The organism is Streptomyces sp. NPDC020958 (assembly GCF_055562175.1).
The window spans coordinates 239,229-265,577 of sequence record NZ_JBVHFU010000005.1 but is presented as its reverse complement, the minus strand read 5'-3'; the positions used below and the strand labels follow the sequence as shown (position 1 = coordinate 265,577).

Sequence of the window (26,349 nt, the reverse complement as noted above, 5' to 3'; positions counted from 1 at the left end):
GCCCGCCGTGGCCGGCACCCTGAAGCATGTGACCGACGCCGACTTCGAAGAGGTCGTCCTCAAGAGCGAGAAGCCTGTCCTGGTGGACTTCTGGGCCGAGTGGTGCGGTCCCTGCCGCCAGATCGCCCCGTCTCTCGAGGCGATCGCCGCCGAGCACGGCGAGAAGATCGAGATCGTCAAGCTGAACATCGACGAGAACCCGAACACGGCGGCCAAGTACGGCGTCATGTCGATCCCGACCCTGAACGTCTACCAGGGTGGCGAGGTCGCCAAGACCATCGTCGGCGCCAAGCCGAAGGCCGCGCTCGTGCGTGACCTTGAGGACTTCATCGCCGAGTGACGTTTCACGTGAAACACGAATGGGCCAACCCCTGTGGGTCGGCCCATTCGCATTAGAGGGGTCGTAGCGCCGGTTCCTTCTGCACGGCCCCCAGCAGCCTGTCGAGCGCCAGCTCGACGTCCTCCTTCCAGGAGAGCGTCGACCGCAGTTCCAGCCGCAGCCGGGGATGCACGGGGTGCTGCCGTACCGTCTTGAAGCCCACGGCGAGCAAGTGATCGGCGGGCAGCAGACAGGCAGGCTCCTTGTAACGGGCGTCGCCGAACGCCTCGATCGCCTTGAAGCCGCGTCTCAGGAGATCCTTGGCGACCGTCTGGACCATCACCCGCCCGAGTCCCTGTCCCTGGTAGCCGGGCATGATGAAGCCCGTGATCAGCTGGACGGCATCCGGTGCGACCGGGCTGGTGGGGAACGCCGTGGAGCGGGGGACGTAGGCAGGCGGAGCGTAGAGCACGAATCCCACCGGTACGTCGTCGACATAGACCACCCGGCCGCAGGAACCCCAGTCGAGCAGGACCGCCGAGATCCAGGACTCCTTCTCCAGCGCGGGTGTCCCCGCTTTCACCGCTGCTTCGCCACTGACGGGATCCAGTTCCCAGAAGACACACGAGCGGCAGCGCTCGGGAAGGTCCTGAAGGTTGTCCAGCGTGAGCGGTACGAGCCGACGCCCCATGAAGGCTGTTCCTCGCTTCCTTCGCCCGCGGCGTCGCGAGCGACTGCCAGAGCGCTGCGTTCCCTGAGCAGACTGCCGACGAACCCTACGGTCGCCCCCAGCCCCAGGCCCGCGCTCACCAGCCCGGTGCGGCTCATCGATCGCATGGCCCCCGCCTCCCATTCAGAGGTGCTGCCAGCTGCCAGATGAATGCGCCATACCGCACGCATCGTATCCACACCGCGATTCCCTCGACACCGCATGAAAGCAAAGAGCGGATCGTGTCCGGTTCACACCGGACACGATCCGCTCTGGAGACACCCGGGACGGTCAGTCCGCGGACTCCTCGGAGGCCGGGGCGTCACCCTCCTGGAGCCCATGGTGGAGAACCGGCCCTTCGCCCGGGGCGAGCGTCCCGAGGATTCGCTCAAGGTCCTCCATCGAGGCGAACTCGACGGTGATCTTGCCCTTCTTCTGGCCGAGGTCGACCTTCACCCGAGTCTCGAAGCGGTCCGACAGCCGGGTCGCGAGGTCGGTCAGCGCCGGGGAGACGCGGGCGCCGGCCCGTGGCCCCTTGGCACGGGTCGTCGTCTGGGGACGGGAGCCCATCAGGGTCACGATCTCCTCGACGGCCCGCACCGACAGCCCCTCGGCCACGATCCGGTGGGCCAGTCGGTCCTGCTCCTCCGAGTCGTCGACGGAGAGCAGCGCCCGGGCGTGACCGGCCGACAGCACACCCGCGGCGACCCGGCGCTGAACCGCCGGCGACAGTTTCAGCAGCCGCAGCGTGTTGGAGACCTGCGGGCGCGAGCGCCCGATCCGGTCGGCCAGCTGGTCATGCGTGCAGTTGAAGTCCTTCAGCAACTGGTCGTAGGCGGCGGCCTCTTCCAGCGGGTTCAGCTGGGCGCGGTGCAGGTTCTCCAGCAGCGCGTCCAGGAGGAGCTTCTCGTCGTCCGTCGCCCTGACGATCGCCGGGATCGCCTCCAGACCGGCCTCGCGGCAGGCCCGCCAGCGCCGCTCACCCATGATGAGCTCATAGCGCGCGGGGCCCAACTGCCGGACGACGACCGGCTGGAGCAGACCCACCTCCTGGATGGAGGTGACCAGCTCGTGCAGAGCGTCCTCGTCGAAGACCTCACGCGGCTGGCGCGGGTTCGGTGTGATGTCGTCGAGGGGGATCTCCGCGAAGTGGGCACCCATCGGAGGCGCGGGCATCTCCGGGGCCGAGCCGAACACCGAGGGCTCCTCGGGCTCCTGGACGACCGGCGGCAGGGTGGTCACCTTGGCCGCCGCGACACCGCGGTCCGTCAGCGACGGTACCGCGGCAGGGGCTCCTGCCGAGCCGCCCTCCACCGCGGTCTGAGCCGGGGTCCGCTCGGTCGGGGCAGCAGGGATCAGTGCGCCCAGACCACGGCCCAGGCCAATCCTCCGTCGGTCGCTCACTGGATCCCCTCCACCATGTTCGGGTTCGTCTGTGCGCCGATATGGGCCTGTGTCGGGTCGTAGCTGACACCGACGCCCCTCAGCGCGATTTCTCGGGCCGCCTCAAGATAGGAGAGGGCACCGCTCGATCCAGGATCGTAGGTCAGTACCGTCTGCCCGTAACTCGGTGCCTCGGAGATACGGACCGAGCGGGGAATGCTCGTCCGCAGCACCTCGTCGCCGAAGTGACTGCGCACCTCGTCAGCGACCTGGGAGGCGAGGCGCGTCCGGCCGTCGTACATGGTGAGCAGGATGGTCGACACATGCAGGTCGGGATTGAGGTGCCCCCGTACCAGGTCGACGTTGCGGAGCAGCTGGCCCAGTCCCTCCAGCGCGTAGTACTCGCACTGGATCGGGATGAGTACCTCGGCGCCCGCGACAAGGGCGTTGACCGTCAGCAGGCCGAGCGAGGGCGGGCAGTCGATGAGGATGTAGTCCAGCGGCTGCTCGTACGCCAGGATCGCCCGCTGAAGCCGACTCTCCCGTGCCACCAGGGACACCAGCTCGATCTCCGCACCGGCGAGATCGATGGTGGCGGGAGCACAGAAGAGACCTTCGACGTCCACCACCGGCTGGACGACCTCAGCGAGCGGCTTGCTCTCAACCAATACGTCGTAGATGGACGGAACTTCGGCGTGGTGGTCGATACCCAGCGCGGTGGAGGCATTGCCCTGAGGGTCGAGGTCGATCACCAGAACACGACCGCCGTGCAGGGCGAGTGACGCGGCAAGATTGACGGTGGTCGTCGTCTTGCCCACGCCGCCCTTCTGGTTGGCGACCACGATGACTCTGGTCTGCTCCGGACGCGGCAGGCCTTCACCGGCGCGACCCAGAGCCTCCACCGCGAGTTGGGCAGCACGACCGATGGGAGTGTCGTCCATCGGAGGCGGTGTTTCACGTGAAACATCCGCCCCCATCGACTCGGTACGGGGACCGGGGACCGGATCGGTCATCGGTCCCGCGATGTTGGCGTCGGACCGCAAGGATTCACTCTCCTCGACTTCAGGCTCGCAATGAACAGAGCCTCCCATGTCTTCGGGGTGGTGAACCAGTGAGGCCTGTTGTTCTGTGGAGAAATCCACCTCTGTGGACAACTCCGCGCCCCGCAGGGAGGACGGAGTGTCACCTGTGGGGTCCCCTCCCAGGGAACCGAGGGGCTTTCGATCACGCGGTTCGGCCGCAGCGCGGCCCCGGCCGATGATGCCGTGCAGCAAGGAACGACGTTTCACGTGAAACACGATGCACAGCGCACGGGGTCGGAAAGCCGCGACACTCCGTCATGCGTAGTTTCGGCAGCTTGTGTGGAGTACGTCTCACTGTCATCCGCGGCGGCGGCGCGCCCGTCCCGTGCGGGCCGCCTTCGCTCGTTTGGCCGCAAAGCGCACACCGCCCGGGCTCTCCCCGACCTCCACCCGGACGACCGTGGACAGGGGATCCACCACACCCTCACCCACCTGGAGGACAGACGTGGCAACCGCACCGAGCTTGGTCAGTGCCGTCGCCGCGGCCTTCAGCTCCTCCTCCGCCGTGTCCCCCTTGAGGGCCAGCATCTCGCCGTAGGGCCGCAGCAGCGGAATCCCCCAGGTGGCCAGACGGTCCAGCGGGGCGACGGCACGGGCCGTCACCACGTGCACCGGAGGCAGCTTGCCCATGACCTCCTCGGCACGGCCGCGCACCACCGTCACATGGTCCAGGCCGAGCAGCTCGACGACCTCGGTCAGGAAGTTGGTGCGCCGCAGCAACGGCTCCAGCAAGGTGATGTTGAGATCCTCGCGCACCAGCGCCAGCGGGATGCCCGGCAGACCTGCGCCGGAGCCCACATCGCACACGGTCACCCCCTCGGGGACCGCCTCCGAGAGCACCGCACAGTTCAGCAGGTGCCGCTCCCACAGGCGGGGCACTTCCCGTGGGCCGATCAGACCACGCTGCACGCCTGCCTCGGCGAGCAGCTCCGCGTAGCGGACCGCATCGGCGAAGCGCTCGCCGAACACTTCCCGCGCCTGTTCGGGCGCCGGGGGGAGCTCCGCAGCCTCCGTCACGGGGACCGTCCTTCCGTACAGCGCCGGCGCTTCGCGCACCGACCACCAGAACTACAGGCTGACAAAGATCGGCCCCGTCTGCGGACAGACGGGGCCGGTGAAGCAAGGGACCTGTCAGGCAGGCAGCACGACGACGAACCGCTGCGGCTCCTCGCCCTCCGACTCGCTGCGCAGTCCGGCGGTCTTGACCGCGTCGTGCACGACCTTGCGCTCGAACGGGGTCATCGGCTTGAGCTTCACGGGCTCACCGGTGTTCTTCACCTCGGCGGCGGCCTTGGCGCCCAGCTCGGAGAGCTCGGCGCGCTTATTGGCCCGGTAGCCGGCGATGTCGAGCATCAGTCGGCTGCGGTCACCGGTCTCCCGGTGCACGGCCAGGCGGGTCAGCTCCTGGAGCGCCTCCAGCACCTCGCCGTCGCGGCCGACCAGCTTCTGCAGGTCGCGGCCGCCCGCGTCGCTGATGATCGACACAGAGGCGCGGTCGGCCTCGACATCCATGTCGATGTCGCCGTCGAGGTCGGCGATGTCCAGCAGACCTTCGAGGTAGTCCGCCGCGATCTCACCCTCCTGCTCCAGGCGGGTGAGGGTGTCTGCACCCTCGGCAGCGGCGGAGGTGGTGCCTTCCGTCACGGGATGGGCTCCTTCTTACTTCTTGGACGGGGACTTGGGGCGCTGCGGGCCGCCCTTGCGCTGACCGGACTGGGCCCTGCTTCGGCCGTTGGAGCCGGCCTTCGGAGCCTGGGCGGCGGCAGGCTTCGCGCCTCGCGGCTCGTCGGACTTCTCCAGCGAGGTCGTCTTCTCCGCAGCGTCCGACTTCTCCGGCGCGTCCGACGGGGAGTCGCCGGCCGCCTTCGGGGCGCCGGACTGGCGCTGGGCCTTGGTCTGGCGCTTGGGCTGCTGGCGCCTGGCGGCGCCGGTGGTCGTGACGCCGTCCTCGGTCACCGCGTCGGCCTGGGCCTCGCCCTTCACCACGGTGCCGTCGGCCTGGGCCACGAGGCCCGCCTTGGTCAGCGCGTTGATGAACTTGCGCTCGAACTCGTTGCGGTCACGCCCCTTGGCGACGATCGCCTTGATGATCGTCTTCTCGCTGCGCCGACGGGCCTTGCCGTGGTGCGTGACGTGGTGGGTGAGGCGCTCCAGGTAGGCGGCCTGGGCCTTGGAACCCGGGGTGGGGTTGTTGCGGATGACGTACATCTGCTGACCCATGGTCCACACGTTGGTGGTCAGCCAGTAGACGAGAACACCGACCGGGAAGTTGATGCCGAAGACGGCGAACATGACCGGGAAGACGTACATCAGCATCTTCTGCTGCTGCATGAACGGCGTCTTGACCGTGGTGTCGACGTTCTTCGTCATCAGCTGGCGCTGCGTGTAGAACTGCGACGCCGACATCAGAACGATCATGACGGCGGTGACGACCCGGACGTCGGTGAGGGAGGCACCGAGCGCCTCCACCTTCGCGGAACCGTCCGTGAACTTCGCGGCGAGCGGGGCACCGAAGATGTGGGCCTTACGAGCGCTGGCGAGCAGCGACTCGTTGATGACGCCGATCGTGGTGCCCGTCGCGATGCCGTTGAGCACGTGGTACAGGGCGAAGAAGAACGGGGACTGCGCCAGGATGGGAAGGCACGAGGAGAGCGGGTTGGTACCCGACTCCTTGTACAGCTTCATCATCTCTTCGGACTGACGCTGCTTGTCGTTCTTGTAGCGCTCCTGGATCTTCTTCATCTCGGGCTGGAGCGTCTGCATGGCCCGGGTCGCCTTGATCTGCTTCACGAAGAGCGGGATCAGGCAGATGCGGATCAGGATCACCAGGGACACGATGGACAAGCCCCAGGCCCAGCCCGTGTCGGGACCGAAGATCTTCCCGTACACCGAGTGGAACTGGACGATGACCCATGAAACGGGTGTCGTGATGAAGCTGAAGAGGCTGGCAATCGTGTCCACTAATCATGCTCCTTGGGCATGGGACGGGGTCTCTGCGGCCGGGCTCGAAGGAGCCTCGGTAGGAGGCTTCCCCTCGGTGGCCGAGGCGGCGGAGGGCCCGCCCCTGCGTGCACGCCAGGCGTCACGCAGCATTTCGTGCCACCGCGGGCGCTTGCGCGGCGGAACATGGTCCACACCACCGAGCGACCACGGGTTGCACCGCAGGATGCGCCAGGCGGTCAGTGCCGTTCCCTTGATCGCACCGTGCCGGTCGATGGCCGTGTAGCCGTAGTGGGAACACGACGGGTAGTACTTGCACACCGGCCCGAGCAGTGGACTGATCGTCCACTGGTACAGCTTGATCAGAGCCAGCAGCGGGTACTTCATCGCGCGCCCCCTCCCAGCAGCCGTTCGATGGCGGCATCCAGGTCTCGGGCCAGCTGTGCATGGTCGGCGTCACCCGCTCCGGGCAGCGCTCGTACGACTACCAGGCTACCGGGGGGGAACAGGGCGACTCGGTCACGCATCAGATGGCGAAGTCTGCGCTTCACTGTGTTGCGCACGACCGCGCCACCCACGGCCTTGCTCACGACGAAACCCGCACGCGTCGGGGGAGCGCTCTCCCCAGGCGCGTGCGGGTCCGTGGCACCGCTACGAAAGTGGACGACGAGGGACGGGCGACCGGCCCGGCGCCCCCGTCGTACCGCGGTCGCGAAGTCCTCGCGCCGCCTCAGCCGATGCTCGGTAGGCAGCACGACGTCATGACCTGATCGGATCAGGCGGACAGGCTGGCGCGACCCTTTGCACGACGGTTCGCAAGAATCGCGCGGCCGGCACGGGTGCGCATCCGCAGGCGGAAGCCGTGGGTCTTGGCGCGACGACGGTTGTTCGGCTGGAAGGTGCGCTTGCTCACTCGGGGGCTCCAGAAATCAAATCGGTGTGGCGGGTGCCGTCCTGGCTGTCACCGTGCGCCCACGAGTAGCTCGTATCACGCCCGAGTGCACCGCTTCCCGATCACCTTCAGCGATCTGTGCCCATCGGAGGCAGGCGGCAGCAGCCATCGACAACTCGACCTGGTTACGGTACGCGGGGCTACGCCATTCGGTCAAACCAGCAGTGACGGAGAGACACTGTCCACAGGCTGGGGACAACAACTTGAACCGCAGCCGCCACGCTGACTACCGTGGCTGAACTCCGATTCGTTCCTTTATCCCCGCCCGACCTGATTTTCATCCCGACCCGTCCCCGAACCACACGTTCGTGGGACCTGTGAGAGAGCGTGCCCTGTGGCTGACGTACCTGCCGATCTTGCCGCAGTGTGGCCACGAGTACTGGAGCAGCTCCTCGGTGAGGGCCGCGGTCAGGGTGTGGAGACGAAGGACGAGCACTGGATCCGCCGCTGCCAACCGCTCGCGCTGGTCGCGGACACCGCCCTGCTCGCCGTGCCGAACGAATTCGCGAAGAACGTACTGGAGGGCCGTCTCGCACCGATCGTCAGCGAGAGCCTGAGCCGTGAGTGCGGCCGCCCGATCCGGATCGCGATCACCGTGGACGAGTCCGCGGGCGAGCCCCCGGCCCCGCCGGCACCTCCCGTCCAGACACAGCGTTACGCGGAAACCGAGCTTCCGCCGGCCCCGCAGTACGACGGCGGATACGGCCGCCACCGCGCCGAGCACCGGCCCGAGCAGCTCCCCGACCAGGGCGGCCGCGACGGCGGGCGTGACGGCGGCCGGGACTCCGGCCGCGACCAGCTGCCCACCGCCCGCCCGGCCTACCCCTCCGAGTACCAGCGTCCCGAGCCCGGTGCCTGGCCGCGCCCGGGACAGGACGAGTACAGCTGGCAGCAGCCGCGGCTCGGCTTCCCCGAGCGCGACCCCTACGCCTCACCGGCCCAGGACTCCTACCGCTCGGACGGCTACGGCGACTCCTACTCCCAGGAGTACCGCCCGCAGCAGCCGATGGACCGCCCCTCCTACGAGCAGCAGCGCGCCGAGTACGAACCGCCGCGCTCCGAGTACGACCGCCCCGAGTACGACCGCCCGGACTACGACCGTCCCGACTACGACCAGCGGGACACCGGGCGCCGTGAGCCGCCCGGCCCCTCGGGCGGGCCGGGACAGGGCCACCGCGGCGGCACCGGACGCCCGGACCTGCCGGGCGGGGGCGCGCCGGGCCCGCTGGGCGCCAAGCCCGCGCCGGCGACGGGTCCCGGCGAACCGACCGCCCGGCTGAACCCCAAGTACCTCTTCGACACGTTCGTCATCGGAGCCTCCAACCGTTTCGCACACGCGGCCGCGGTCGCCGTCGCCGAGGCACCCGCGAAGGCGTACAACCCGCTGTTCATCTACGGCGAGTCGGGGCTCGGCAAGACGCACCTGCTGCACGCGATCGGGCACTACGCGCGGAGCCTCTACCCCGGCACCCGTGTGCGGTACGTGAGCTCGGAGGAGTTCACCAACGAGTTCATCAACTCCATCCGCGACGGCAAGGGCGACAGCTTCCGCAAGCGCTACCGCGAGATGGACATCCTGCTCGTCGACGACATCCAGTTCCTCGCGGACAAGGAGTCGACGCAGGAGGAGTTCTTCCACACCTTCAACACGCTCCACAACGCGAACAAGCAGATCGTGCTGTCCAGCGACCGGCCGCCGAAGCAGCTGGTCACGCTGGAGGACCGGCTGCGGAACCGTTTCGAGTGGGGTCTGATCACCGACGTGCAGCCGCCCGAGCTGGAGACGCGTATCGCGATCCTCCGCAAGAAGGCGGTGCAGGAGCAGCTGAACGCACCGCCGGAGGTGCTGGAGTTCATCGCCTCCCGCATCTCGCGCAACATCCGCGAGCTGGAGGGCGCGCTGATCCGGGTGACGGCGTTCGCGTCGCTCAACCGGCAGCCGGTCGACCTCGGGCTGACGGAGATCGTCCTCAAGGACCTGATCCCGGGCGGCCAGGACACGACGCCCGAGATCACCGCCACGGCCATCATGGCGTCGACCGCCGACTACTTCGGCCTCACCGTCGAGGACCTGTGCGGCAGCTCACGCGGACGGCAGCTGGTCACGGCGCGGCAGATCGCCATGTACCTGTGCCGGGAGCTGACCGACCTGTCGCTGCCGAAGATCGGGGCGCAGTTCGGCAACCGGGACCACACGACCGTGATGCACGCCGACCGGAAGATCCGGGCACTGATGGCGGAGCGGCGGTCGATCTACAACCAGGTGACGGAGCTGACGAACCGGATCAAGAACGGGTAGCGGTCCAGCCGACGGTTCCACGGCGTCCAGGGCGCCCCGGGAATGATCCCGGGGCGCCCTTTCGGCGTCCTGGGGGGCGGTTCGGGCGTGGATCGCGGCCGCCCGGTGGGGGCTCGTCGCGCAGTTCCCCGCGCTCCTGACGGTGCGCGCTGTTCGATTACCGGCCTGGTTACGGGCGTCCTCCACAGATTTGCCGACTTTCTTGCGTCCACACCCTGGGGACTGTGGAGTTGTCCCGAACGTCGTCCACAGGCTGAGGGGCGGAAGGACATCGAGGCAGCTCAGGTGCCTGTGGAATCGTGGACGACGGATCTCCACAGACTGTGGACGACGGAATGATCCACAGGCTGTGCACGACGTTGTCCACCGTCGACCCACAGGCTGAGGGGCGGTTGTCCCCAGCATTTCCCACCTTCTCCACACCGCTGTCCACTGTTCGGCAACCCGACGCGCCCGCTCACCGAGTCGAGTGAAAGGCGTCACATGAAGGTGCCGGGTTGGGCTGTGGGAAAGGTGGGTAAAGCTGGGGACGACGTTGGGGAGAAGTGCCCTCAGGCTGTGCACGGTGTGTGCAGAACTTTCTGTTCTCCACAGAGACACCGGGTTGTCCACCGGCTCCGCCCACAGGGGCAGTGGACAAAATCTCGGCCCTGAGCTGGGCAAACGAGGTTATCCACGGTATCCACAGCCCCTACTACTACTCCCAACTAGAGAGAGCTGGGAATACGTTTCGAAGAGGGCCCTGTGCACAACTCGCTCTTCGGCTCTTGACCGCGCCTCGTCACGACTTGACCGCGACGGGCACCAGCTGTCAGTGCGGTGCGTCAGACTGGTCCCCGGTGTTCTTCCCCTCCCCGGGGCTCACGACACCGAGTCAGACGACGAAGGCGAAGCAGGGCGAGAAGCGCCGGCAACAGCAGGAGGCGGCTTAGGTGAAGATCCGGGTGGAACGCGACGTACTCGCGGAGGCAGTGGCCTGGGCGGCACGCAGCCTCCCGGCCCGTCCGCCGGCGCCGGTCCTCGCCGGCCTGCTCCTGAGGGCCGAGGACGGTCAGCTGAGCCTGTCCAGCTTCGACTACGAGGTGTCCGCGAGGGTCAGCGTCGAGACCGAGGTCGAGGAGGAGGGCACGGTCCTGGTCTCCGGCCGGCTGCTCGCCGACATCTGCCGTGCGCTCCCCAACCGGCCGGTGGAGATCTCCACAGACGGTCTGCGGGCGACGGTGGTCTGTGGATCCTCGCGGTTCACGCTGCACACGCTGCCGGTGGAGGAGTACCCCTCGCTGCCGCAGATGCCGAACGCCACGGGCACGGTCCCCGGCGAGGTCTTCGCCTCCGCCGTCTCCCAGGTGGCCATCGCGGCCGGCCGTGACGACACGCTGCCGGTGCTGACCGGTGTGCGCATCGAGATCGAGGGCGACACGGTCACCCTGGCCTCCACCGACCGCTACCGCTTCGCGGTCCGTGAGTTCCTGTGGAAGCCGGAGAACCCGGAGACCTCCGCGGTGGCCCTGGTGCCCGCCAAGACGCTCCTGGACACCGCCAAGGCCCTCACGAGCGGCGACAGCGTCATCCTGGCGCTCTCCGGCTCCGGTGCGGGCGAGGGGCTGATCGGTTTCGAGGGTGCGGGCCGGCGTACGACCACGCGGCTGCTCGAAGGCGACCTGCCGAAGTACCGCACGCTGTTCCCGACCGAGTTCAACTCCGTCGCCGTGATCGAGACCGCCCCCTTCGTGGAGGCCGTCAAGCGCGTCGCGCTGGTCGCCGAGCGGAACACCCCGGTGCGGCTCAGCTTCGAGCAGGGTGTGCTGATCCTGGAGGCCGGTTCCAGCGACGACGCACAGGCTGTGGAAAGGGTCGACGCGCAGCTGGAGGGCGACGACATCTCCATCGCCTTCAACCCGACGTTCCTGCTCGACGGCCTGAGCGCGATCGACTCGCCGGTCGCCCAGCTGTCGTTCACGACGTCCACCAAGCCCGCGCTGCTCAGCGGCAAGCCTGCGCTGGACGCCGAGGCGGACGAGGCCTACAAGTACCTGATCATGCCGGTGCGTCTCAGCGGCTGAGTTGTCCACAGCTGTGCACGGTGCCGGGTGCCTCCTGTGGGTACCGGGCACCGTGGCGCGGTGGTTTACCCCAGGTGAGCGCCTATGCCCACAACTGTGCGCAAAGGGCCGGGATTAGGCTCGGGTGCGGGCACGAACGTGCCTCTCCTGCCACACCGCGACCTAAGGAACAACTGATGGAGCTCGGTCTCGTCGGCCTCGGCAAGATGGGCGGCAACATGCGCGAGCGGATCCGCCGCGCGGGCCACACCGTCGTCGGATACGACCGCAACCCGGACCTCGCCGATGTCCACAGCCTGGAGGAGCTTGTGGGCAAGCTCAGCGGGCCGCGCGTGGTGTGGGTGATGGTCCCGGCCGGGGCCCCGACCCAGTCCACCGTCGACGAGCTGGCCGAGCTCCTGGCCCCCGGCGACGTGGTCGTCGACGGCGGCAACTCGCGCTGGACGGACGACGAGCGGCACGCAGAGCAGCTGGCGGCCAAGGGCATCGGCTTCGTCGACTGCGGGGTCTCCGGCGGCGTCTGGGGCCTGGAGAACGGCTACGCCCTGATGTACGGCGGCGACGCCGAGCACGTCGAGAAGGTGCGGCCCGTCTTCGACGCGCTGAAGCCCGCGGGCGACTTCGGTTCGGTGCACGCCGGCAAGGTCGGTGCGGGGCACTTCGCGAAGATGGTCCACAACGGCATCGAGTACGCGATGATGCAGGCCTACGCTGAGGGCTGGGAGCTCCTGGAGAAGGTCGACTCCGTCACGGACGTGCGCGAGGTCTTCCGCTCCTGGCAGGAGGGCACCGTCATCCGTTCCTGGCTGCTCGACCTCGCGGTGAACGCCCTCGACGAGGACGAGCACCTGGACCGGCTGAAGGGTTTCGCCCAGGACTCCGGCGAGGGCCGGTGGACCGTGGAGGCCGCGATAGACAACGCGGTGCCGCTGCCCGCGATCACCGCCTCGCTGTTCGCGCGGTTCGCGTCCCGCCAGGACGACTCGCCGCAGATGAAGATGATCGCCGCGCTGCGCAACCAGTTCGGCGGCCACGCCGTAGAGGCGAAGTAACACCGGGGCAACACCGGGCAGGGACGAAACAGCAGGGCACGGGGAGGCCGGCGAAACCACCATGCACGTCACGCATCTGTCGCTGGCCGACTTCCGCTCCTACGCCCGGGTCGAGGTCCCGCTCGACCCGGGCGTCACCGCCTTCGTCGGACCCAACGGTCAGGGCAAGACCAACCTGGTCGAGGCCGTCGGCTACCTCGCCACCCTCGGCAGCCACCGGGTCGCCAACGACGCCCCCCTGATCCGCATGGGCGCCGAGCGCGCGGTCGTCCGGGCGCAGGTCAGGCAGGGCGACCGGCAGCAACTGGTCGAACTGGAGCTGAACCCCGGCAAGGCCAACCGCGCCCGCATCAACAGGTCCTCGCAGGTCAGGCCGCGGGACGTGCTGGGGATCGTACGGACCGTGCTGTTCGCGCCCGAGGACCTCGCCCTGGTGAAGGGGGATCCCGGGGAGCGGCGGCGGTTCCTGGACGAGCTGATCACGGCTCGTTCCCCGCGGATGGCCGGGGTGCGGTCCGACTACGAGCGCGTCCTCAAGCAGCGGAACACCCTGTTGAAGTCGGCGGCGCTGGCCCGGCGGCACGGCGGGCGTGCCATGGACCTGTCCACGCTGGACGTGTGGGACCAGCACCTCGCGCGGGTCGGCGCCGAGCTGCTCGCCCAGCGGCTGGATCTGATCGCCGCGCTCCGGCCGCTCGCCGACAAGGCGTACGAGCAGCTGGCACCGGGGGGCGGCCCGGTCGCGCTGGAGTACAAGCCGTCGGCGCCGGGCGAGGCGCACGCGCGCGAGGATCTTTACGCCCAGCTGATGGCCGCCCTGGCGGACGCCCGCAAGCAGGAGATCGAGCGGGGGGTGACCCTGGTCGGACCGCACCGCGACGACCTGGTGCTCAAGCTGGGGCAGCTGCCCGCCAAGGGGTACGCCTCGCACGGGGAGTCGTGGTCGTACGCGCTGGCGTTGCGCCTCGCGTCGTACGACCTGCTGCGCGCCGAGGGCAACGAGCCGGTGCTGGTGCTCGACGACGTGTTCGCCGAGCTGGACGCCAGGCGCCGCGAGCGGCTGGCGGAGCTGGTCGCGCCCGGCGAGCAGGTGCTGGTCACCGCGGCCGTGGACGACGACGTACCGCATGTGCTCGCCGGTGCGCGGTACGCGGTGGCGGACGGGACGGTGGAGCGCGTATGAGCACCGACGGGCCCGCTCCCGGAGGCCGGCAGGAGCCGTCCGGCGTCGACCTCGCGCGCGTGGCGCTCAGGGCGGCGAAGGAGGCGGCGCGCGCGCGGGGTGACGCGGCGCAGCAGAAGAAGCAGGCGCGGCGCGGTGGTCTGCGCTCCGGCGCGCGCGCCGACGGCCGTGACCCCATGGCGCTCGGATCCGCCATCAACCGGCTCATCACGGAGCGCGGCTGGGAGGCGCCGGCCGCGGTCGGGGGCGTGATGGGCCGCTGGCCGCAGATCGTCGGCGAGGACCTCGCCAAGCACTGTGTGCCGCAGCGGTACGACGAGGACGAGCGGGTGCTGGTGGTGCAGTGTGACTCGACCGCCTGGGCGACCCAGCTGAGGCATCTCGCGCCTGCGCTGGTGGCACGTCTGAACGAGGACCTGGGGCACGGCACGGTACGCGTGATCAAGGTGCTGAATCCGGGGGGCCCGGTGCGGCGCTACGGCCCGCTGCGCGCTCCCGGGAGCACGGGTCCGGGCGATACCTACGGGTGACTTACGTCACGCTCACAGCCGGGTGCGGTGCCGTCGTACGGCCCTCCCGGCCGGTCGTCGTGCGACCGCACGCGGTTGCGAATCGCGACCTGACCCCGGAGTAGCCAAGGGTTGACAGCTGGAAGCGCTGAGTGCCGCCGTGAGCCTCTTGGAGCCCCCATCCGTATATCGGGAGTCGGCGGAGGCGGGTTCAGGGCGGCACATGCGGACTCAGGTACCGGCAAACCCCCATCACTGTCGGCGCTACCGGTAGACTGGGAGACAATCCCGCCCCGAACGTGGGGACCGTCCGGGAAAAGCTGAGCAACGCTGATCAAGGCTTACCAACGCAACATGCCGCAGCCGCTCCGGCAGCCCTCGTCACGGGGGTGACCCCCAGGAGTCCGGCTCGTGCTGTGCCAGTGCCAGAAAGGGCGCTTCGTGGCCGATTCCGGCAACCCCAACGAGAACATCCCGTCCACCGACGCCGGCGCGAACGGCGAGGTCACCGCCTCGTACGACGCCAGCGCCATCACCGTGCTCGAAGGGCTGGACGCGGTCCGCAAGCGACCCGGTATGTACATCGGTTCCACCGGTGAGCGCGGTCTGCACCACCTGGTCTACGAAGTCGTGGACAACTCCGTCGACGAGGCTCTGGCGGGCCACGCGGACACCATCGACGTGACGATCCTGGCCGACGGCGGCGTGCGCGTCGTCGACAACGGCCGTGGCATCCCGGTCGGCATCGTGGCGTCCGAGGGCAAGCCGGCCGTCGAGGTCGTGCTGACCGTGCTGCACGCGGGCGGCAAGTTCGGCGGCGGCGGCTACGCGGTCTCCGGCGGTCTGCACGGTGTGGGCGTGTCCGTCGTGAACGCGCTGTCCTCCCGGGTGTCCGTCGAGATCAGGACCGACGGTCACCGCTGGACGCAGGACTACAAGCTGGGTGTCCCGACGGCTCCGCTGGCGCAGCACGAGGAGACGAGCGAGACCGGCACCTCGGTCACGTTCTGGGCGGACCCGGACATCTTCGAGACCACCGAGTACTCCTTCGAGACGCTCTCGCGGCGCTTCCAGGAGATGGCGTTCCTGAACAAGGGCCTGACGATCCGGCTCACCGACGAGCGCGAGTCGGCGAAGGCCGTCGCCGGGGCGGACGAGGCGGGCGCGGACGAGAAGCCCGAGGTCAAGACGGTCACGTACCACTACGAGGGCGGCATCGTCGACTTCGTGAAGTACCTCAACTCCCGCAAGGGCGACGCGGTGCACCAGACCGTGATCGACCTGGAGGCCGAGGACCGGGACAAGAGCCTGTCCCTCGAGGTCGCCATGCAGTGGAACAGCGGCTACAGCGAGGGCGTGTACTCGTTCGCCAACATCATCCACACGCATGAGGGCGGTACCCACGAGGAGGGCTTCCGGGCGGCGCTGACCTCGCTGATCAACAAGTACGCGCGCGACAAGAAGCTGCTCCGCGAGAAGGACGACAACCTCACCGGTGACGACATCCGCGAGGGCCTGACCGCGATCATCTCGGTCAAGCTGAGCGAGCCGCAGTTCGAGGGCCAGACGAAGACCAAGCTGGGCAACACGGAGGCCAAGACCTTCGTGCAGAAGGCGGTCTACGAGCACCTGAACGACTGGCTGGACCGCAACCCGGTGGAGGCCGCGGACATCGTCCGCAAGGGCATCCAGGCGGCCACCGCGCGCGTGGCGGCCCGCAAGGCGCGCGATCTGACCCGCCGCAAGGGCCTGCTGGAGAGCGCGTCCCTGCCGGGCAAGCTCTCCGACTGCCAGTCGAACGACCCGACCAAGTGCGAGATCTTCATCGTCGAGGGTGACTCCGCGGGCGGCTCGGCCAAGTCCGGCCGCAACCCGCAGTACCAGGCGATCCTCCCGATCCGGGGCAAGATCCTCAACGTCGAGAAGGCGCGGATCGACAAGATCCTGCAGAACCAGGAGATCCAGGCGCTGATCTCCGCGTTCGGCACCGGTGTGCACGAGGACTTCGACATCTCGAAGCTCCGCTATCACAAGATCATCCTGATGGCGGACGCCGACGTCGACGGCCAGCACATCAACACCCTGCTGCTGACCTTCCTGTTCCGCTTCATGCGGCCGTTGGTCGAGGCCGGGCATGTGTTCCTGTCGCGGCCCCCGCTGTACAAGATCAAGTGGGGCCGGGACGAGGTCGAGTACGCGTACTCGGACCGCGAGCGCGACGCCCTCCTGGAGCTGGGCCGGCAGCGCGGCAAGCGCGTCCGCGAGGACTCGATCCAGCGTTTCAAGGGTCTCGGCGAGATGAACGCCGAGGAGCTGCGCGTGACCACGATGGACGTCGACCACCGCGTCCTCGGCCAGGTCACCCTCGACGACGCCGCCCAGGCCGACGACCTGTTCTCGGTCCTGATGGGCGAGGACGTCGAGGCCCGTCGCCAGTTCATCCAGCGCAACGCCAAGGACGTCCGCTTCCTCGACATCTGAGTCGGTCTCAGCTGACCGCACCAGGAAGGATCTTCACCAGCAATGGCCGACGAGAACACTCCTGTCACCCCTGAAGAGGGCGGCGACGTCGTGATGCGGATCGAGCCCGTCGGGCTCGAGACGGAGATGCAGCGTTCGTACCTCGACTACGCGATGTCCGTCATCGTCTCCCGCGCGCTGCCCGACGTCCGGGACGGTCTCAAGCCCGTCCACCGGCGCGTGCTGTACGCGATGTACGACGGCGGCTACCGCCCCGAGCGCGGCTTCTACAAGTGCGCCCGTGTCGTCGGCGACGTCATGGGCAACTACCACCCGCACGGCGACTCCTCCATCTACGACGCCCTGGTCCGCCTGGCCCAGCCCTGGTCGATGCGCATGCCGCTGGTCGACTCCAACGGCAACTTCGGCTCCCCGGGCAACGACCCGGCGGCCGCCATGCGGTACACCGAGTGCAAGATGGCGCCGCTGTCGATGGAGATGGTCCGCGACATCGACGAGGAGACCGTCGACTTCACGGACAACTACGACGGCCGCTCCCAGGAGCCGACCGTCCTGCCGTCCCGCTTCCCGAACCTGCTGATCAACGGCTCGGCCGGCATCGCGGTCGGCATGGCCACCAACATCCCGCCGCACAACCTGCGCGAGGTCGCCGCGGGCGCCCAGTGGTACCTGGAGAACCCCGAGGCCTCCCACGAGGAACTGCTGGACGCGCTGATCGAGCGGATCAAGGGCCCGGACTTCCCGACCGGCGCGCTGGTCGTCGGCCGTAAGGGCATCGAGGAGGCGTACCGCACCGGCCGTGGCTCGATCACCATGCGCGCGGTCGTCGAGGTCGAGGAGATCCAGAACCGCCAGTGCCTGGTGGTCACGGAGCTGCCGTACCAGGTCAACCCCGACAACCTCGCGCAGAAGATCGCCGACCTGGTGAAGGACGGCAAGATCGGCGGCATCGCGGACGTCCGTGACGAGACCTCGTCGCGTACCGGCCAGCGCCTGGTCATCGTGCTGAAGCGGGACGCGGTCGCCAAGGTCGTCCTGAACAACCTGTACAAGCACACCGACCTGCAGACCAACTTCGGCGCCAACATGCTGGCCCTGGTCGACGGCGTGCCGCGCACCCTCTCGCTGGACGCGTTCATCCGGCACTGGGTGACGCACCAGATCGAGGTCATCGTCCGCCGGACGCGCTTCCGGCTGCGCAAGGCCGAGGAGCGGGCGCACATCCTGCGCGGCCTGCTGAAGGCGCTGGACGCGATCGACGAGGTCATCGCGCTGATCCGGGCCAGTGACACGGTCGAGATCGCGCGCACCGGCCTGATGGAGCTCCTGGAGATCGACGAGATCCAGGCGAACGCCATCCTGGAGATGCAGCTGCGCCGGCTGGCCGCCCTGGAGCGTCAGAAGATCATCCAGGAGCACGACGAACTCCAGGCGAAGATCACCGAGTACAACGCGATCCTGGCCTCGCCGGTGCGCCAGCGGGGCATCGTCAGCGAGGAACTGGCGGCGATCGTCGAGAAGTACGGCGACGACCGCAAGACCATGCTGGTGCCCTACGACGGTGACATGTCCATCGAGGACCTGATCGCCGAGGAGGACATCGTGGTCACCGTCTCGCGCGGTGGCTACGTCAAGCGCACCAAGACGGACGACTACCGGGCGCAGAAGCGCGGCGGCAAGGGCGTGCGCGGTACGAAGCTGAAGGAAGACGACATCGTCGACCACTTCTTCGTCTCGACCACGCACCACTGGCTGCTGTTCTTCACCAACAAGGGCCGGGTGTACCGCGCGAAGGCCTACGAACTGCCGGACGCCGGCCGGGACGCGCGCGGTCAGCACGTGGCGAACCTGCTGGCCTTCCAGCCGGACGAGGCGATCGCCGAGATCCTCGCGATCCGCGACTACGACGCGGCGGACTACCTGGTGCTCGCCACCAAGGCCGGTCTGGTCAAGAAGACGCCTCTGAAGGATTACGATTCGCCTCGCTCCGGCGGTGTGATCGCGATCAACCTGCGGGAGCGCGAGGACGGTTCCGACGACGAACTGATCGGTGCCGAACTGGTCTCCGCCGCCGATGATCTGCTGCTGATCAGCAAGAAGGCACAGTCGATCAGGTTCACCGCCTCCGACGACACTCTGCGTCCCATGGGCCGGGCCACCTCCGGTGTCAAGGGCATGAGTTTCCGCGAGGGTGATGAACTTCTGTCGATGAATGTTGTTCGACCCGGTACGTTCGTGTTCACTGCCACCGACGGGGGGTACGCGAAGCGGACCCGTGTCGACGAGTACCGCGTCCAGGGTCGCGGCGGCCTCGGCATCAAGGCCGCCAAGATCGTGGAGGACCGCGGTTCGCTGGTCGGCGCGCTGATCGTCGAGGAGAACGACGAGATCCTCGCCATCACCCTGTCCGGCGGTGTGATTCGCACGCGAGTCAGCGAGGTCAGGGAGACGGGCCGTGACACCATGGGCGTCCAACTGATCAACCTGGGCAAGCGCGATGCCGTCGTCGGTATCGCACGTAACGCCGAGGCCGGCAGCGAGGCGGAGGAAGTCGACGGCGAGGACGCCGTGGACGAGTCCGCCGAGGGTGTCGCGACCAGCGGCACGGACGAGGGTGAGGCGCCCTCGGCCGAGTAGGCACGAGGAGTGAGTCATCGTGAGCGGAGCCACGGGCGCCGGATCGGCCGGTACCTCTACGGGTACGGATGCGGACGGCGGCGGCCGTGGCTCCGCCGCGTCCGGCGGGGGCGGTGCGGCGCAGCCGCAGCAGACGGACACGCACACCACCCAGCTGAAGGCGATCAAGGCGCCCACGAAGGCGGCCGCGCCGGACGGGCAGGGAACCCAGGGGGCGACCGTGACCGACAGCCGAGGACCGGGTGCGCCGGGGGCCCAGCCGGCGCCCGCGACGTCGCCGCAGCAGGCCCCTTCCCCGCTGCCCGGGGAGCGGCGCACGGAGCAGGCCGCCGGGCCGTACCACCCGCCGCAGGCCTACCCGGCGGCGGAGGCCGCGCAGGCGCCCGCGGGGGCGGTACGACGGCCCCGCACCGGCGCCGGTACGCGCACCGCGCCGCGCACCCGCAAGGCCCGGCTGCGGGTCGCCAAGGCCGACCCGTGGTCGGTGATGAAGGTCAGCTTCCTGCTCTCCATCGCGCTGGGCATCTGCTCGATCGTGGCGGCCGCGGTGCTGTGGATGGTGCTGGACGCCATGGGGGTGTTCTCGACGGTCGGCGGCACGATCTCGGAGGCGACCGGCTCCAACGAGTCGAACGGTTTCGACCTCCAGTCGTTCCTGTCCCTGCCGCACGTCCTGATGTTCACGGCGATCATCGCGGTCATCGACGTCGTCCTGGCGACGGCGCTGGCGACCCTCGGCGCGTTCATCTACAACCTGTCCGCGGGCTTCGTCGGCGGCGTGGAGCTGACCTTGGCCGAGGACGAGTGACCGGGGTCCAAACGTCTCCTGTCGGTCCTCCGACAACCGATTTTGGGACTGCCCCGGTCGTGCGCTAATCTTCAGGAGTCAGCGCGCGGGACACACACCGCACAGCGCGGCGGGGCTATAGCTCAGTTGGTTAGAGCGCATCCCTGATAAGGATGAGGCCACAGGTTCAAATCCTGTTAGCCCCACCATCGAGAAGACCCCCGGTCCATCAGGACCGGGGGTCTTCTGCGTTCCGTCTCCGTGGCGGGTCGTGCAGGTGGGGAACGGCGGGGGCGCGGTGGGGGTACGGAAAAACCCGACCGCTGGCGACGGGGGATGCACCAGCGATCGGGCTGTGTCCAGCCTAACAAGGTGGCCTGTGCGGTGGGAGTCAACTTCTCGGCCGTTGTGAGCAGTTGTGATCGGGATCACTCATGCGTGGTCACGGGTGGGTAGGGATCAGTCGTCGCAGGGCGGGTCGTAGGTGAGGCGGGGGAGGTACTCGCGCCATCTGGCCGGGGTGAGGACGTTGCGGGTGGCCGAGCAGATCCGGGTGACCGCCTGGTCGACGTCCAGGCTCCACAGGCGGACGGTGTCGGCGCCGCTGGAGACGCCCAGCATGTCGCTCCGCGGGCCGAAGGAGAGGAAGTTGCCGGTCTTGGCGTTGGGGCTCATCGACTGGCCGATGGGGTGGGCGGCACCGGGGTCGGAGACGCTCCACAGGCGGACCGTGTTGTCGTTGCCGCCGCTGGCCAGGGTCCGGCCGTCCCGGCTGAAGGTCAGGGAGACGACGGCCTCCGTGTGGCCGGTGAGGACCGCGGCCAGCCGGGTCGCGTGCGCCGGGTCGGAGACGTGCCACAGCCGGACCGTGTCGTCGTCGCTGCCGCTGGCCAGGGTGTTCCCGTCGGGACTGTAGGCCAGGGTGTTGATGGGGCCCAGATGGCCGGTGAGGGGGGTGCCGAGGGCCTTGGCGTGCGCCGGGTCGGAGACGTCCCACAGGCGGACCGTGCCGTCCGCGCTGCCGCTGGCCAGGGTCCGGCCGTCCGGGCTGAACACGAGCGCGTTGACGTAACCGGTGTGGCCCCTCAGGGGTGCGCCGAGGCGCCTGGGCCGGGCCGGGTCCGAGATGTCCAGGAGCTGGACGGTGCGGTCGTCGTGGTCGGCGGCCACGGTGTGCCCGTCGGGGCTCAGTGCCAGCGCCTCGGAGCCCGCGTACCGGGTGTCCAGCCGGATCGGTGCGCCGTACTGGGCGGGGTGCGCGGGGTCGGAGACGTTCCACAGCTGCACCCAGTTGACGTTGTTCTCGCCGGTCAGGATGACCAGGGTGCGGCCGTCGCGGGTGAAGACCATCGAGCGCAGGTCCCGCCACCCGGTCCGGAACGGTTCGCCGAGTCCCCTCGGCCGCGCCGGATCCGAGATGTTCCACAGCCGCATCCGGCTGTCGCCGCCGCCGGTGGCGAGGACGCGTCCGTCCGGGCTGAACGTCCCCGCCTCGCCGATCATGTCCGCCCCCGGGACCGACCACAGCCGCACCTTGCCGTCTCCGCTGCCGGTGGCGAGGGTGTGCCCGGCGGGGCTCCAGCCCACGGCGTACATCTCGCCGCTGCTTCCCGCGAGCGGCTCGCCCACCTGGGAGGGGAACGCCGGGTTGTCGACGTTCCACAGGCTGGCCGTGGAGTCCGCGCTGCCCGCCGCGAGCATGGAGCCGTCGGGACTGAAGGCCACCGACCAGACGGGCCCGGTGTGACCGGTGAGTGGACCGCCCAGGGCCTTGGCGTGCGTCCGGTCGGAGACGTCCCACAGCCGTACGGTGTCGTCCTTGCTGCCGCTGGCCAGGGTCCGGCCGTCCGGGCTGAAGGCCACGGAGTGCACGGTCATGGAGTGGCCGAGCAGCGGAGCGCCGACGCGCTCGGGGTGCCGGATGTCGGAGACGTCGTAGAGCAGGATCGCGTTGTCGTCGCTGCCGGCCGCGAGCGTGTGGCCGTCGGGGCTGAACGCGATGGAGCGCACCGCCTCGCTGTGGCCGGTGAGGGTGCCCAGCGACGCGGGGTGACGCGGGTCGCGCACGTTCCACAGGCGGACGGTGTGGTCCTCGTCCGCGGTGGCCAGGGTCCGGCCGTCCGGGCTGAAGGCGGCCAGGTAGACGGTGCCGTCGTGGCCGTCCAGTGGTGCGCCCAGGAGGGCGGGGTGCTTCGGGTCGGAGACGTCCCACAGGCGGACGGTGCCGTCGTCGCCGGCGCTGGCCAGGGTCCGGCCGTCCGGGCTGAAGACCGCGCTGGAGACCCAGCTGGTGTGACCGCGCAGTGGTGTGCCCAGGGGTGCGGGCCGCGTCGGGTCGCTGACGTCCCACAGCCGGACCGTGCGGTCGTAGGCGGCGGTGGCCAGGATCTTGCCGTCGGGGCTGAAGGAGGTCAGGTAGACGGCGCCGGTGTGGCCGAGGAGCGGGGTGGCGAGGGGCGCGTTCACGATCGATATCAGGCGGTTGGCGGCGCCCTCGTCGTCCCGGCGCAGCCGGTGCGCGACCAGGTCCAGCTGGGCGGAGAGCGACGGGTCCGAGTACTGGAACCGGTCGGCCTCCGCGACCACCTGCTCGAACACCGCGTCGTCCCGCTGCTGCCGGGCGACCACCGCGGAACCGGCGGCCAGCACCGCGAGTACGACCAGCGCCGACACCGCGGCCCGGCTGAGCCAGACCGTCCTCCGGCGCAGCCGGACCGACGCCGCCAGGAACTCCACCGCGCTGCGGGTCAGGAAGGTGTCACCGGCCGACTTCGCCCAGGCGTGGGCCTGTTCGAGCCGTGAACCCCGGTAGAGGAGTGCGGAGTCGTGGTGCGACTCGTCCCAGGCCCGGCCGTCCTCCTCCAGCCGCTGGCGCAGCAGGTTGCCGTTGCGGTCCTCGTCCAGCCACTCGCGCAGCCGGGGCCACGCGTGCAGCAGTGCCTCATGGGTGATCTCCACGGTGTCCGCGTCCAGCGTCACCAGCCGGGCCCGGACGAGGGCTTCGAGTGACTCCTCCGTCTTGTTCGGGTCGGTGGACTCGGCGGCCAGCTGACGCCGGGTACCGCGTCTGCGGGTCGCCTGGGTGTCCTCGCCGAGCCGTACCAGGCGGAGCAGAAGCAGCCGGGCGGCGGTACGGGCGGCGGGGTCGAGGCTGGACCAGGCGCGTTCGGCGGTCGCGGCGACGGCGCCCTGGATACCGCCGGCCGCCCGGTAACCGGCCAGGGTCAGTCGGCCCGCCTTGCGGCGCTGCCAGGTGGCGAGCAGGGCGTGGGAGAGGAGGGGGAGGACACCGGCGTCATGGGCGCCGCGCGGGCCGTCGGCGCTCACCTCACGGACGATCAGTTCGGCGAGGCCCGGCTCCAGTTCCAGGCCCACTGCCTTGGCGGGACCGGTCACGGCCTCGCGCAGTTCGGCGGTGCTCAGCGGGCCGAGCACCATGTGCCGGTGCTGGAGCGCGTCGGCCAGCTCCGGGTAGCCGAGGCACTGCTCGTAGAAATCGGCGCGGATACCGACGACGACGAGGGTGGGAGCCTGCCGGCCGGGAGCGGCGGGTGTACTGGCGGCGTGCAGGAGCCGGACGAAGGTACGGCGGTCCGCCTCGTCGGTGCAGAGGGTGAAGGCTTCCTCGAACTGGTCCACGATCACGACCGGGCGGTGCGGAGGAGACTCGTCGGCCGTGGGCCATGTTTCACGTGAAACATCCTCGGGCTCCCGCCGGGCCCAGGCTGTGACCGCTTCCCGTACGGCGTCCGGGTCGTCCAGCTCCGGAAGGTCGGACAGCTGGGGTATACGGCGGGTCAGTTCCTTCACCGGGTCCGCTCCCGGCACCAGCTGAAGGATCCTGGACGGGCGGCCCTCGTCCTCGGCGAGGGCGCCGTTCTGCAGTGCGGTGACCAGACCGGCGTTCAGCAGCGAGGACTTTCCCGCGCCCGAGGCGCCGACGAGCATGACCAGACCGCCGGTCGCCTCCGCCGAGCGGAGCTGGGCGACCAGGGCGTCGGTACTGCGTTCCCGGCCGAAGAACCAGCGGGCGTCCTCACGCCGGTAGGAGGCCAGACCCCGGTACGGGCAGACACTGTCGACCGACGGCGCCGGGTCCGTCTCCTCGGCCGCTTCCGGCACGGCAGTCTCGGCGACCGGGTCCGCCACGGCCCGCTCCCACAGCTTCTGCCACTGCGTCAGGTCGTACAGTCCGGAGGAGACCGGCGTCGGTTGGACGCGACGGGCCTGCGGGATGAGGACGTGGAGCACGGCGGAGAGCGCCGCGAACTGTGCGGGGACGTTCTTCGCCCGCCTCCAGTCGCTGATCCGCTGGGCGGAGACCCGTACGGGCCGGCCCCGCTCGTCCATGCGCTGCAGCCGGTCGACCGCCTCGGCGACGCGCTTGAGCGGAGGATTGCCGGCCTCCTTGTACAGCAGCGCGAGACGTTCCGCGAAGGCCGTGCGTGCCCCGGCATCGGGACCCAAGGTGCTCCACCCCTTTACTTCCCCCGCTGCTGAACATCCGGACCGGAAAACTCACTTTATACGGCTGACCTGCGGCGAAGCCCTGAGGCGGCTGTCCTGACCTCCTCAGATGTGCACCTCGGCTGGCAGGATTTCGTTCCAGCAACGCGGTAATCGGGTGTCGCCCGACGGGCCGACCAGCTCAGCAGTCGCAGGGACAGCTCACGGCACCGCACGTTCTCGGCCACCTTCGCCCGGCGCGATCCCGCCGGAGTGACCGGAAGACAGGAGCCGCCCTCGCCTGCCGAGCCGGCCGTCCCCCTCAGGGGCGCGGTCCGATGTCACCCGCGCCGTTCGGCGCCGGTCCCCACGTGGGGAGGGACCGGCGCCGAACGGCACGGGGTCGGCGTGCGGCGCGGTCCGGCAAGATGCCCGGTCCGTCGTGCCGCCGGTGGTCTCAGGGCCGTATCCAGCCTGCCGCGCGTGCCGTTGCGGCCGCGTGTTCCTCCGCGGCCTCGGCCGCCGAGTTCAGCTCGGGGTTCTGTCCCGCCGCCGTACCGCCCGCCGCCGTCGCGGCCGCCCGGGACGCGGCGAGGGCGGCGCGCAGGGCCGTGGCCGCCGCCGGGCTGTCGTCCAGGGCTTCGGCGACCTGTGCGGCCAGGGCCGCGGTGGCGGCGGCGTTGCGAGCGCAGCGGGCGGCTGCCGCCGGGTCGGATGCGGGGGCGTCCAGGGCGGTGAGGGACTGGGCCGACAGCCGGAGGGCGTTCGCGGCCCGGCCGACGGGGGTCGTGGGGACGGTCTGCGCGGCGTCGGGGGTGATTCCCGCGTGGCGGCAGGTGGCTGCCGCGCGTTCGTAGGCGCTGCGGGCGCGGGTCGCGTGAAGGTTGCCGGGGGTTTCTGCCGAGGGAGGCTCTGCGAGGCCGGTCATGGGTGTCTCCTCGATGACGGGACCGTGGTGGGGCGGTTCCCCGGTCAGCCGAACAGGCCCAGGGCGTTGTCCAGGGACCAGGTCTGCCAGCTGATCGCGAACAGGGCGGTCAGGGAGATCAGGGCCATCATCAGGTTCTGTCCCTGTTCCGCCCAGTCATGGATCATGAGGATCAGGTAGACCAGGTTGAGCAGGCATCCGGCCACCAGCGCGACCGGGGTGAGGAAGCCGGACACCAGGCCCAGGCCCAGGGCGAGTTCCGCGTACGCCACCACGTAGGCCATCAGCCGGGGCCGTGGCGCGACGACGGTGTCGAAGCCCCGTCGGACCGCCGGCCAGCGGTGTTTCTCCGCGACCCCGGCCGCCCACCTGATGCCCCCGCCGCCGAACCACTGCTTCTTGTCCTTGTGCCGCCAGCTCTCCAGCCACCACAGTCCGAGCCCGATGCGGAGCACCGCGAACCATTCGGCACCGCTCAGCAAGGCTGATCGCATTCCGCACCCTCCCCGGATCCCGCACCTACCTGACGACCCGTCAGTTCAGCGGAAGGCGGCGCGGGCCGCAAGGGGTCCGGCGGCT

Annotated in this window: 21 protein-coding genes and 1 tRNA gene; 10 read left to right on the top strand and 12 right to left on the bottom strand. The window is 69.5% G+C overall.

Going from position 1 to position 26,349, the window contains the following annotated elements:
• The first annotated feature begins 7 nt into the window (after positions 1–7).
• Complete coding sequence (gene trxA / locus ACZ3KP_RS18165) at positions 8–340, top strand: thioredoxin (protein WP_362580649.1); 333 nt, start codon at positions 8–10, stop codon at positions 338–340.
• A 52-nt stretch (positions 341–392) separates the two neighbouring features.
• On the opposite strand, the gene ACZ3KP_RS18160 is transcribed toward trxA, so the two are convergent.
• The 9 genes from ACZ3KP_RS18160 to rpmH all read right to left on the bottom strand — a co-directional run bounded on the left by ACZ3KP_RS18160 (position 393) and on the right by rpmH (position 7,346).
• A complete protein-coding gene (locus ACZ3KP_RS18160; RefSeq protein ID WP_467500663.1) occupies positions 393–1,010 on the bottom strand; it encodes a GNAT family N-acetyltransferase in 618 nt (205 codons plus the stop codon).
• Between the two features lie 309 nt (positions 1,011–1,319).
• Complete coding sequence (locus ACZ3KP_RS18155; protein ID WP_467500661.1) at positions 1,320–2,432, bottom strand: ParB/RepB/Spo0J family partition protein; 1,113 nt, start codon at positions 2,430–2,432, stop codon at positions 1,320–1,322.
• Positions 2,429–3,502 carry a ParA family protein gene (locus tag ACZ3KP_RS18150; protein ID WP_358972150.1) on the bottom strand — a complete coding sequence of 358 codons (1,074 nt, stop codon included), beginning with the start codon at positions 3,500–3,502 and terminating at the stop codon, positions 2,429–2,431. Before ACZ3KP_RS18150 ends, ACZ3KP_RS18155 begins: the two co-directional genes overlap by 4 nt.
• Positions 3,503–3,790: 288 nt before the next feature.
• Positions 3,791–4,510, bottom strand: coding sequence for a 16S rRNA (guanine(527)-N(7))-methyltransferase RsmG (gene rsmG, locus ACZ3KP_RS18145; protein ID WP_358971689.1), 720 nt, complete (start codon positions 4,508–4,510; stop codon positions 3,791–3,793).
• Between the two features lie 114 nt (positions 4,511–4,624).
• Complete coding sequence (locus ACZ3KP_RS18140) at positions 4,625–5,137, bottom strand: Jag family protein (protein WP_358971691.1); 513 nt, start codon at positions 5,135–5,137, stop codon at positions 4,625–4,627.
• Between the two features lie 15 nt (positions 5,138–5,152).
• Positions 5,153–6,454, bottom strand: a complete 1,302-nt coding sequence (gene yidC / locus ACZ3KP_RS18135) for a membrane protein insertase YidC (protein WP_467500658.1) — start codon at positions 6,452–6,454, stop codon at positions 5,153–5,155.
• Between the two features lie 3 nt (positions 6,455–6,457).
• Positions 6,458–6,820, bottom strand: coding sequence for a membrane protein insertion efficiency factor YidD (yidD, locus tag ACZ3KP_RS18130; protein ID WP_358971695.1), 363 nt, complete (start codon positions 6,818–6,820; stop codon positions 6,458–6,460).
• Positions 6,817–7,188: a ribonuclease P protein component gene (gene rnpA / locus ACZ3KP_RS18125; protein ID WP_132888345.1), complete on the bottom strand. Its 372-nt coding sequence runs from the start codon at positions 7,186–7,188 to the stop codon at positions 6,817–6,819. The genes yidD and rnpA overlap by 4 nt, the downstream gene beginning before the upstream one ends.
• Positions 7,189–7,208: 20 nt before the next feature.
• Positions 7,209–7,346, bottom strand: coding sequence for a 50S ribosomal protein L34 (rpmH, locus tag ACZ3KP_RS18120; RefSeq protein WP_015659252.1), 138 nt, complete (start codon positions 7,344–7,346; stop codon positions 7,209–7,211).
• A gap of 373 nt (positions 7,347–7,719) precedes the next feature.
• Here rpmH and dnaA point away from each other — a divergent pair, with 373 nt between their 5' ends.
• From dnaA to ACZ3KP_RS18075, 9 genes are all read left to right on the top strand, one after another.
• Positions 7,720–9,684 carry a chromosomal replication initiator protein DnaA gene (dnaA, locus tag ACZ3KP_RS18115; protein WP_467500655.1) on the top strand — a complete coding sequence of 655 codons (1,965 nt, stop codon included), beginning with the start codon at positions 7,720–7,722 and terminating at the stop codon, positions 9,682–9,684.
• A 932-nt stretch (positions 9,685–10,616) separates the two neighbouring features.
• On the top strand, positions 10,617–11,747 hold the full coding sequence (gene dnaN / locus ACZ3KP_RS18110; protein WP_467500653.1) for a DNA polymerase III subunit beta: 1,131 nt from the start codon (positions 10,617–10,619) through the stop codon (positions 11,745–11,747).
• 176 nt (positions 11,748–11,923) lie between these two features.
• Positions 11,924–12,799 (top strand): phosphogluconate dehydrogenase (NAD(+)-dependent, decarboxylating), encoded by an 876-nt coding sequence (gnd, locus tag ACZ3KP_RS18105; RefSeq protein ID WP_132888348.1) that lies wholly within the window; start codon positions 11,924–11,926, stop codon positions 12,797–12,799.
• Between the two features lie 61 nt (positions 12,800–12,860).
• The gene (gene recF, locus ACZ3KP_RS18100; protein ID WP_467500650.1) at positions 12,861–13,982 is read left to right on the top strand and encodes a DNA replication/repair protein RecF; all 1,122 of its coding nucleotides are present in this window, start codon (positions 12,861–12,863) and stop codon (positions 13,980–13,982) included.
• Positions 13,979–14,512, top strand: a complete 534-nt coding sequence (locus ACZ3KP_RS18095) for a DciA family protein (protein ID WP_467500648.1) — start codon at positions 13,979–13,981, stop codon at positions 14,510–14,512. Before recF ends, ACZ3KP_RS18095 begins: the two co-directional genes overlap by 4 nt.
• A gap of 420 nt (positions 14,513–14,932) precedes the next feature.
• A complete protein-coding gene (gene gyrB / locus ACZ3KP_RS18090) occupies positions 14,933–16,972 on the top strand; it encodes a DNA topoisomerase (ATP-hydrolyzing) subunit B (RefSeq protein ID WP_467500646.1) in 2,040 nt (679 codons plus the stop codon).
• Between the two features lie 42 nt (positions 16,973–17,014).
• Positions 17,015–19,609: a DNA gyrase subunit A gene (gene gyrA, locus ACZ3KP_RS18085; protein WP_467500644.1), complete on the top strand. Its 2,595-nt coding sequence runs from the start codon at positions 17,015–17,017 to the stop codon at positions 19,607–19,609.
• A 19-nt stretch (positions 19,610–19,628) separates the two neighbouring features.
• Positions 19,629–20,417, top strand: a complete 789-nt coding sequence (locus ACZ3KP_RS18080; protein WP_467500642.1) for a DUF3566 domain-containing protein — start codon at positions 19,629–19,631, stop codon at positions 20,415–20,417.
• Between the two features lie 111 nt (positions 20,418–20,528).
• A tRNA-Ile gene (locus ACZ3KP_RS18075) sits at positions 20,529–20,605 on the top strand.
• Positions 20,606–20,855: 250 nt separating this feature from the next.
• Here ACZ3KP_RS18075 and ACZ3KP_RS18070 read toward each other — a convergent pair.
• The 3 genes from ACZ3KP_RS18070 to ACZ3KP_RS18060 form a co-directional block, all read right to left on the bottom strand.
• Positions 20,856–24,863, bottom strand: a complete 4,008-nt coding sequence (locus tag ACZ3KP_RS18070) for an nSTAND1 domain-containing NTPase (protein WP_467500640.1) — start codon at positions 24,861–24,863, stop codon at positions 20,856–20,858.
• A gap of 436 nt (positions 24,864–25,299) precedes the next feature.
• Positions 25,300–25,770 carry a hypothetical protein gene (locus ACZ3KP_RS18065; protein WP_467500638.1) on the bottom strand — a complete coding sequence of 157 codons (471 nt, stop codon included), beginning with the start codon at positions 25,768–25,770 and terminating at the stop codon, positions 25,300–25,302.
• Positions 25,771–25,814: 44 nt separating this feature from the next.
• Positions 25,815–26,264 (bottom strand): DoxX family membrane protein, encoded by a 450-nt coding sequence (locus ACZ3KP_RS18060; protein ID WP_132888357.1) that lies wholly within the window; start codon positions 26,262–26,264, stop codon positions 25,815–25,817.
• Positions 26,265–26,349: the final 85 nt, after the last annotated feature.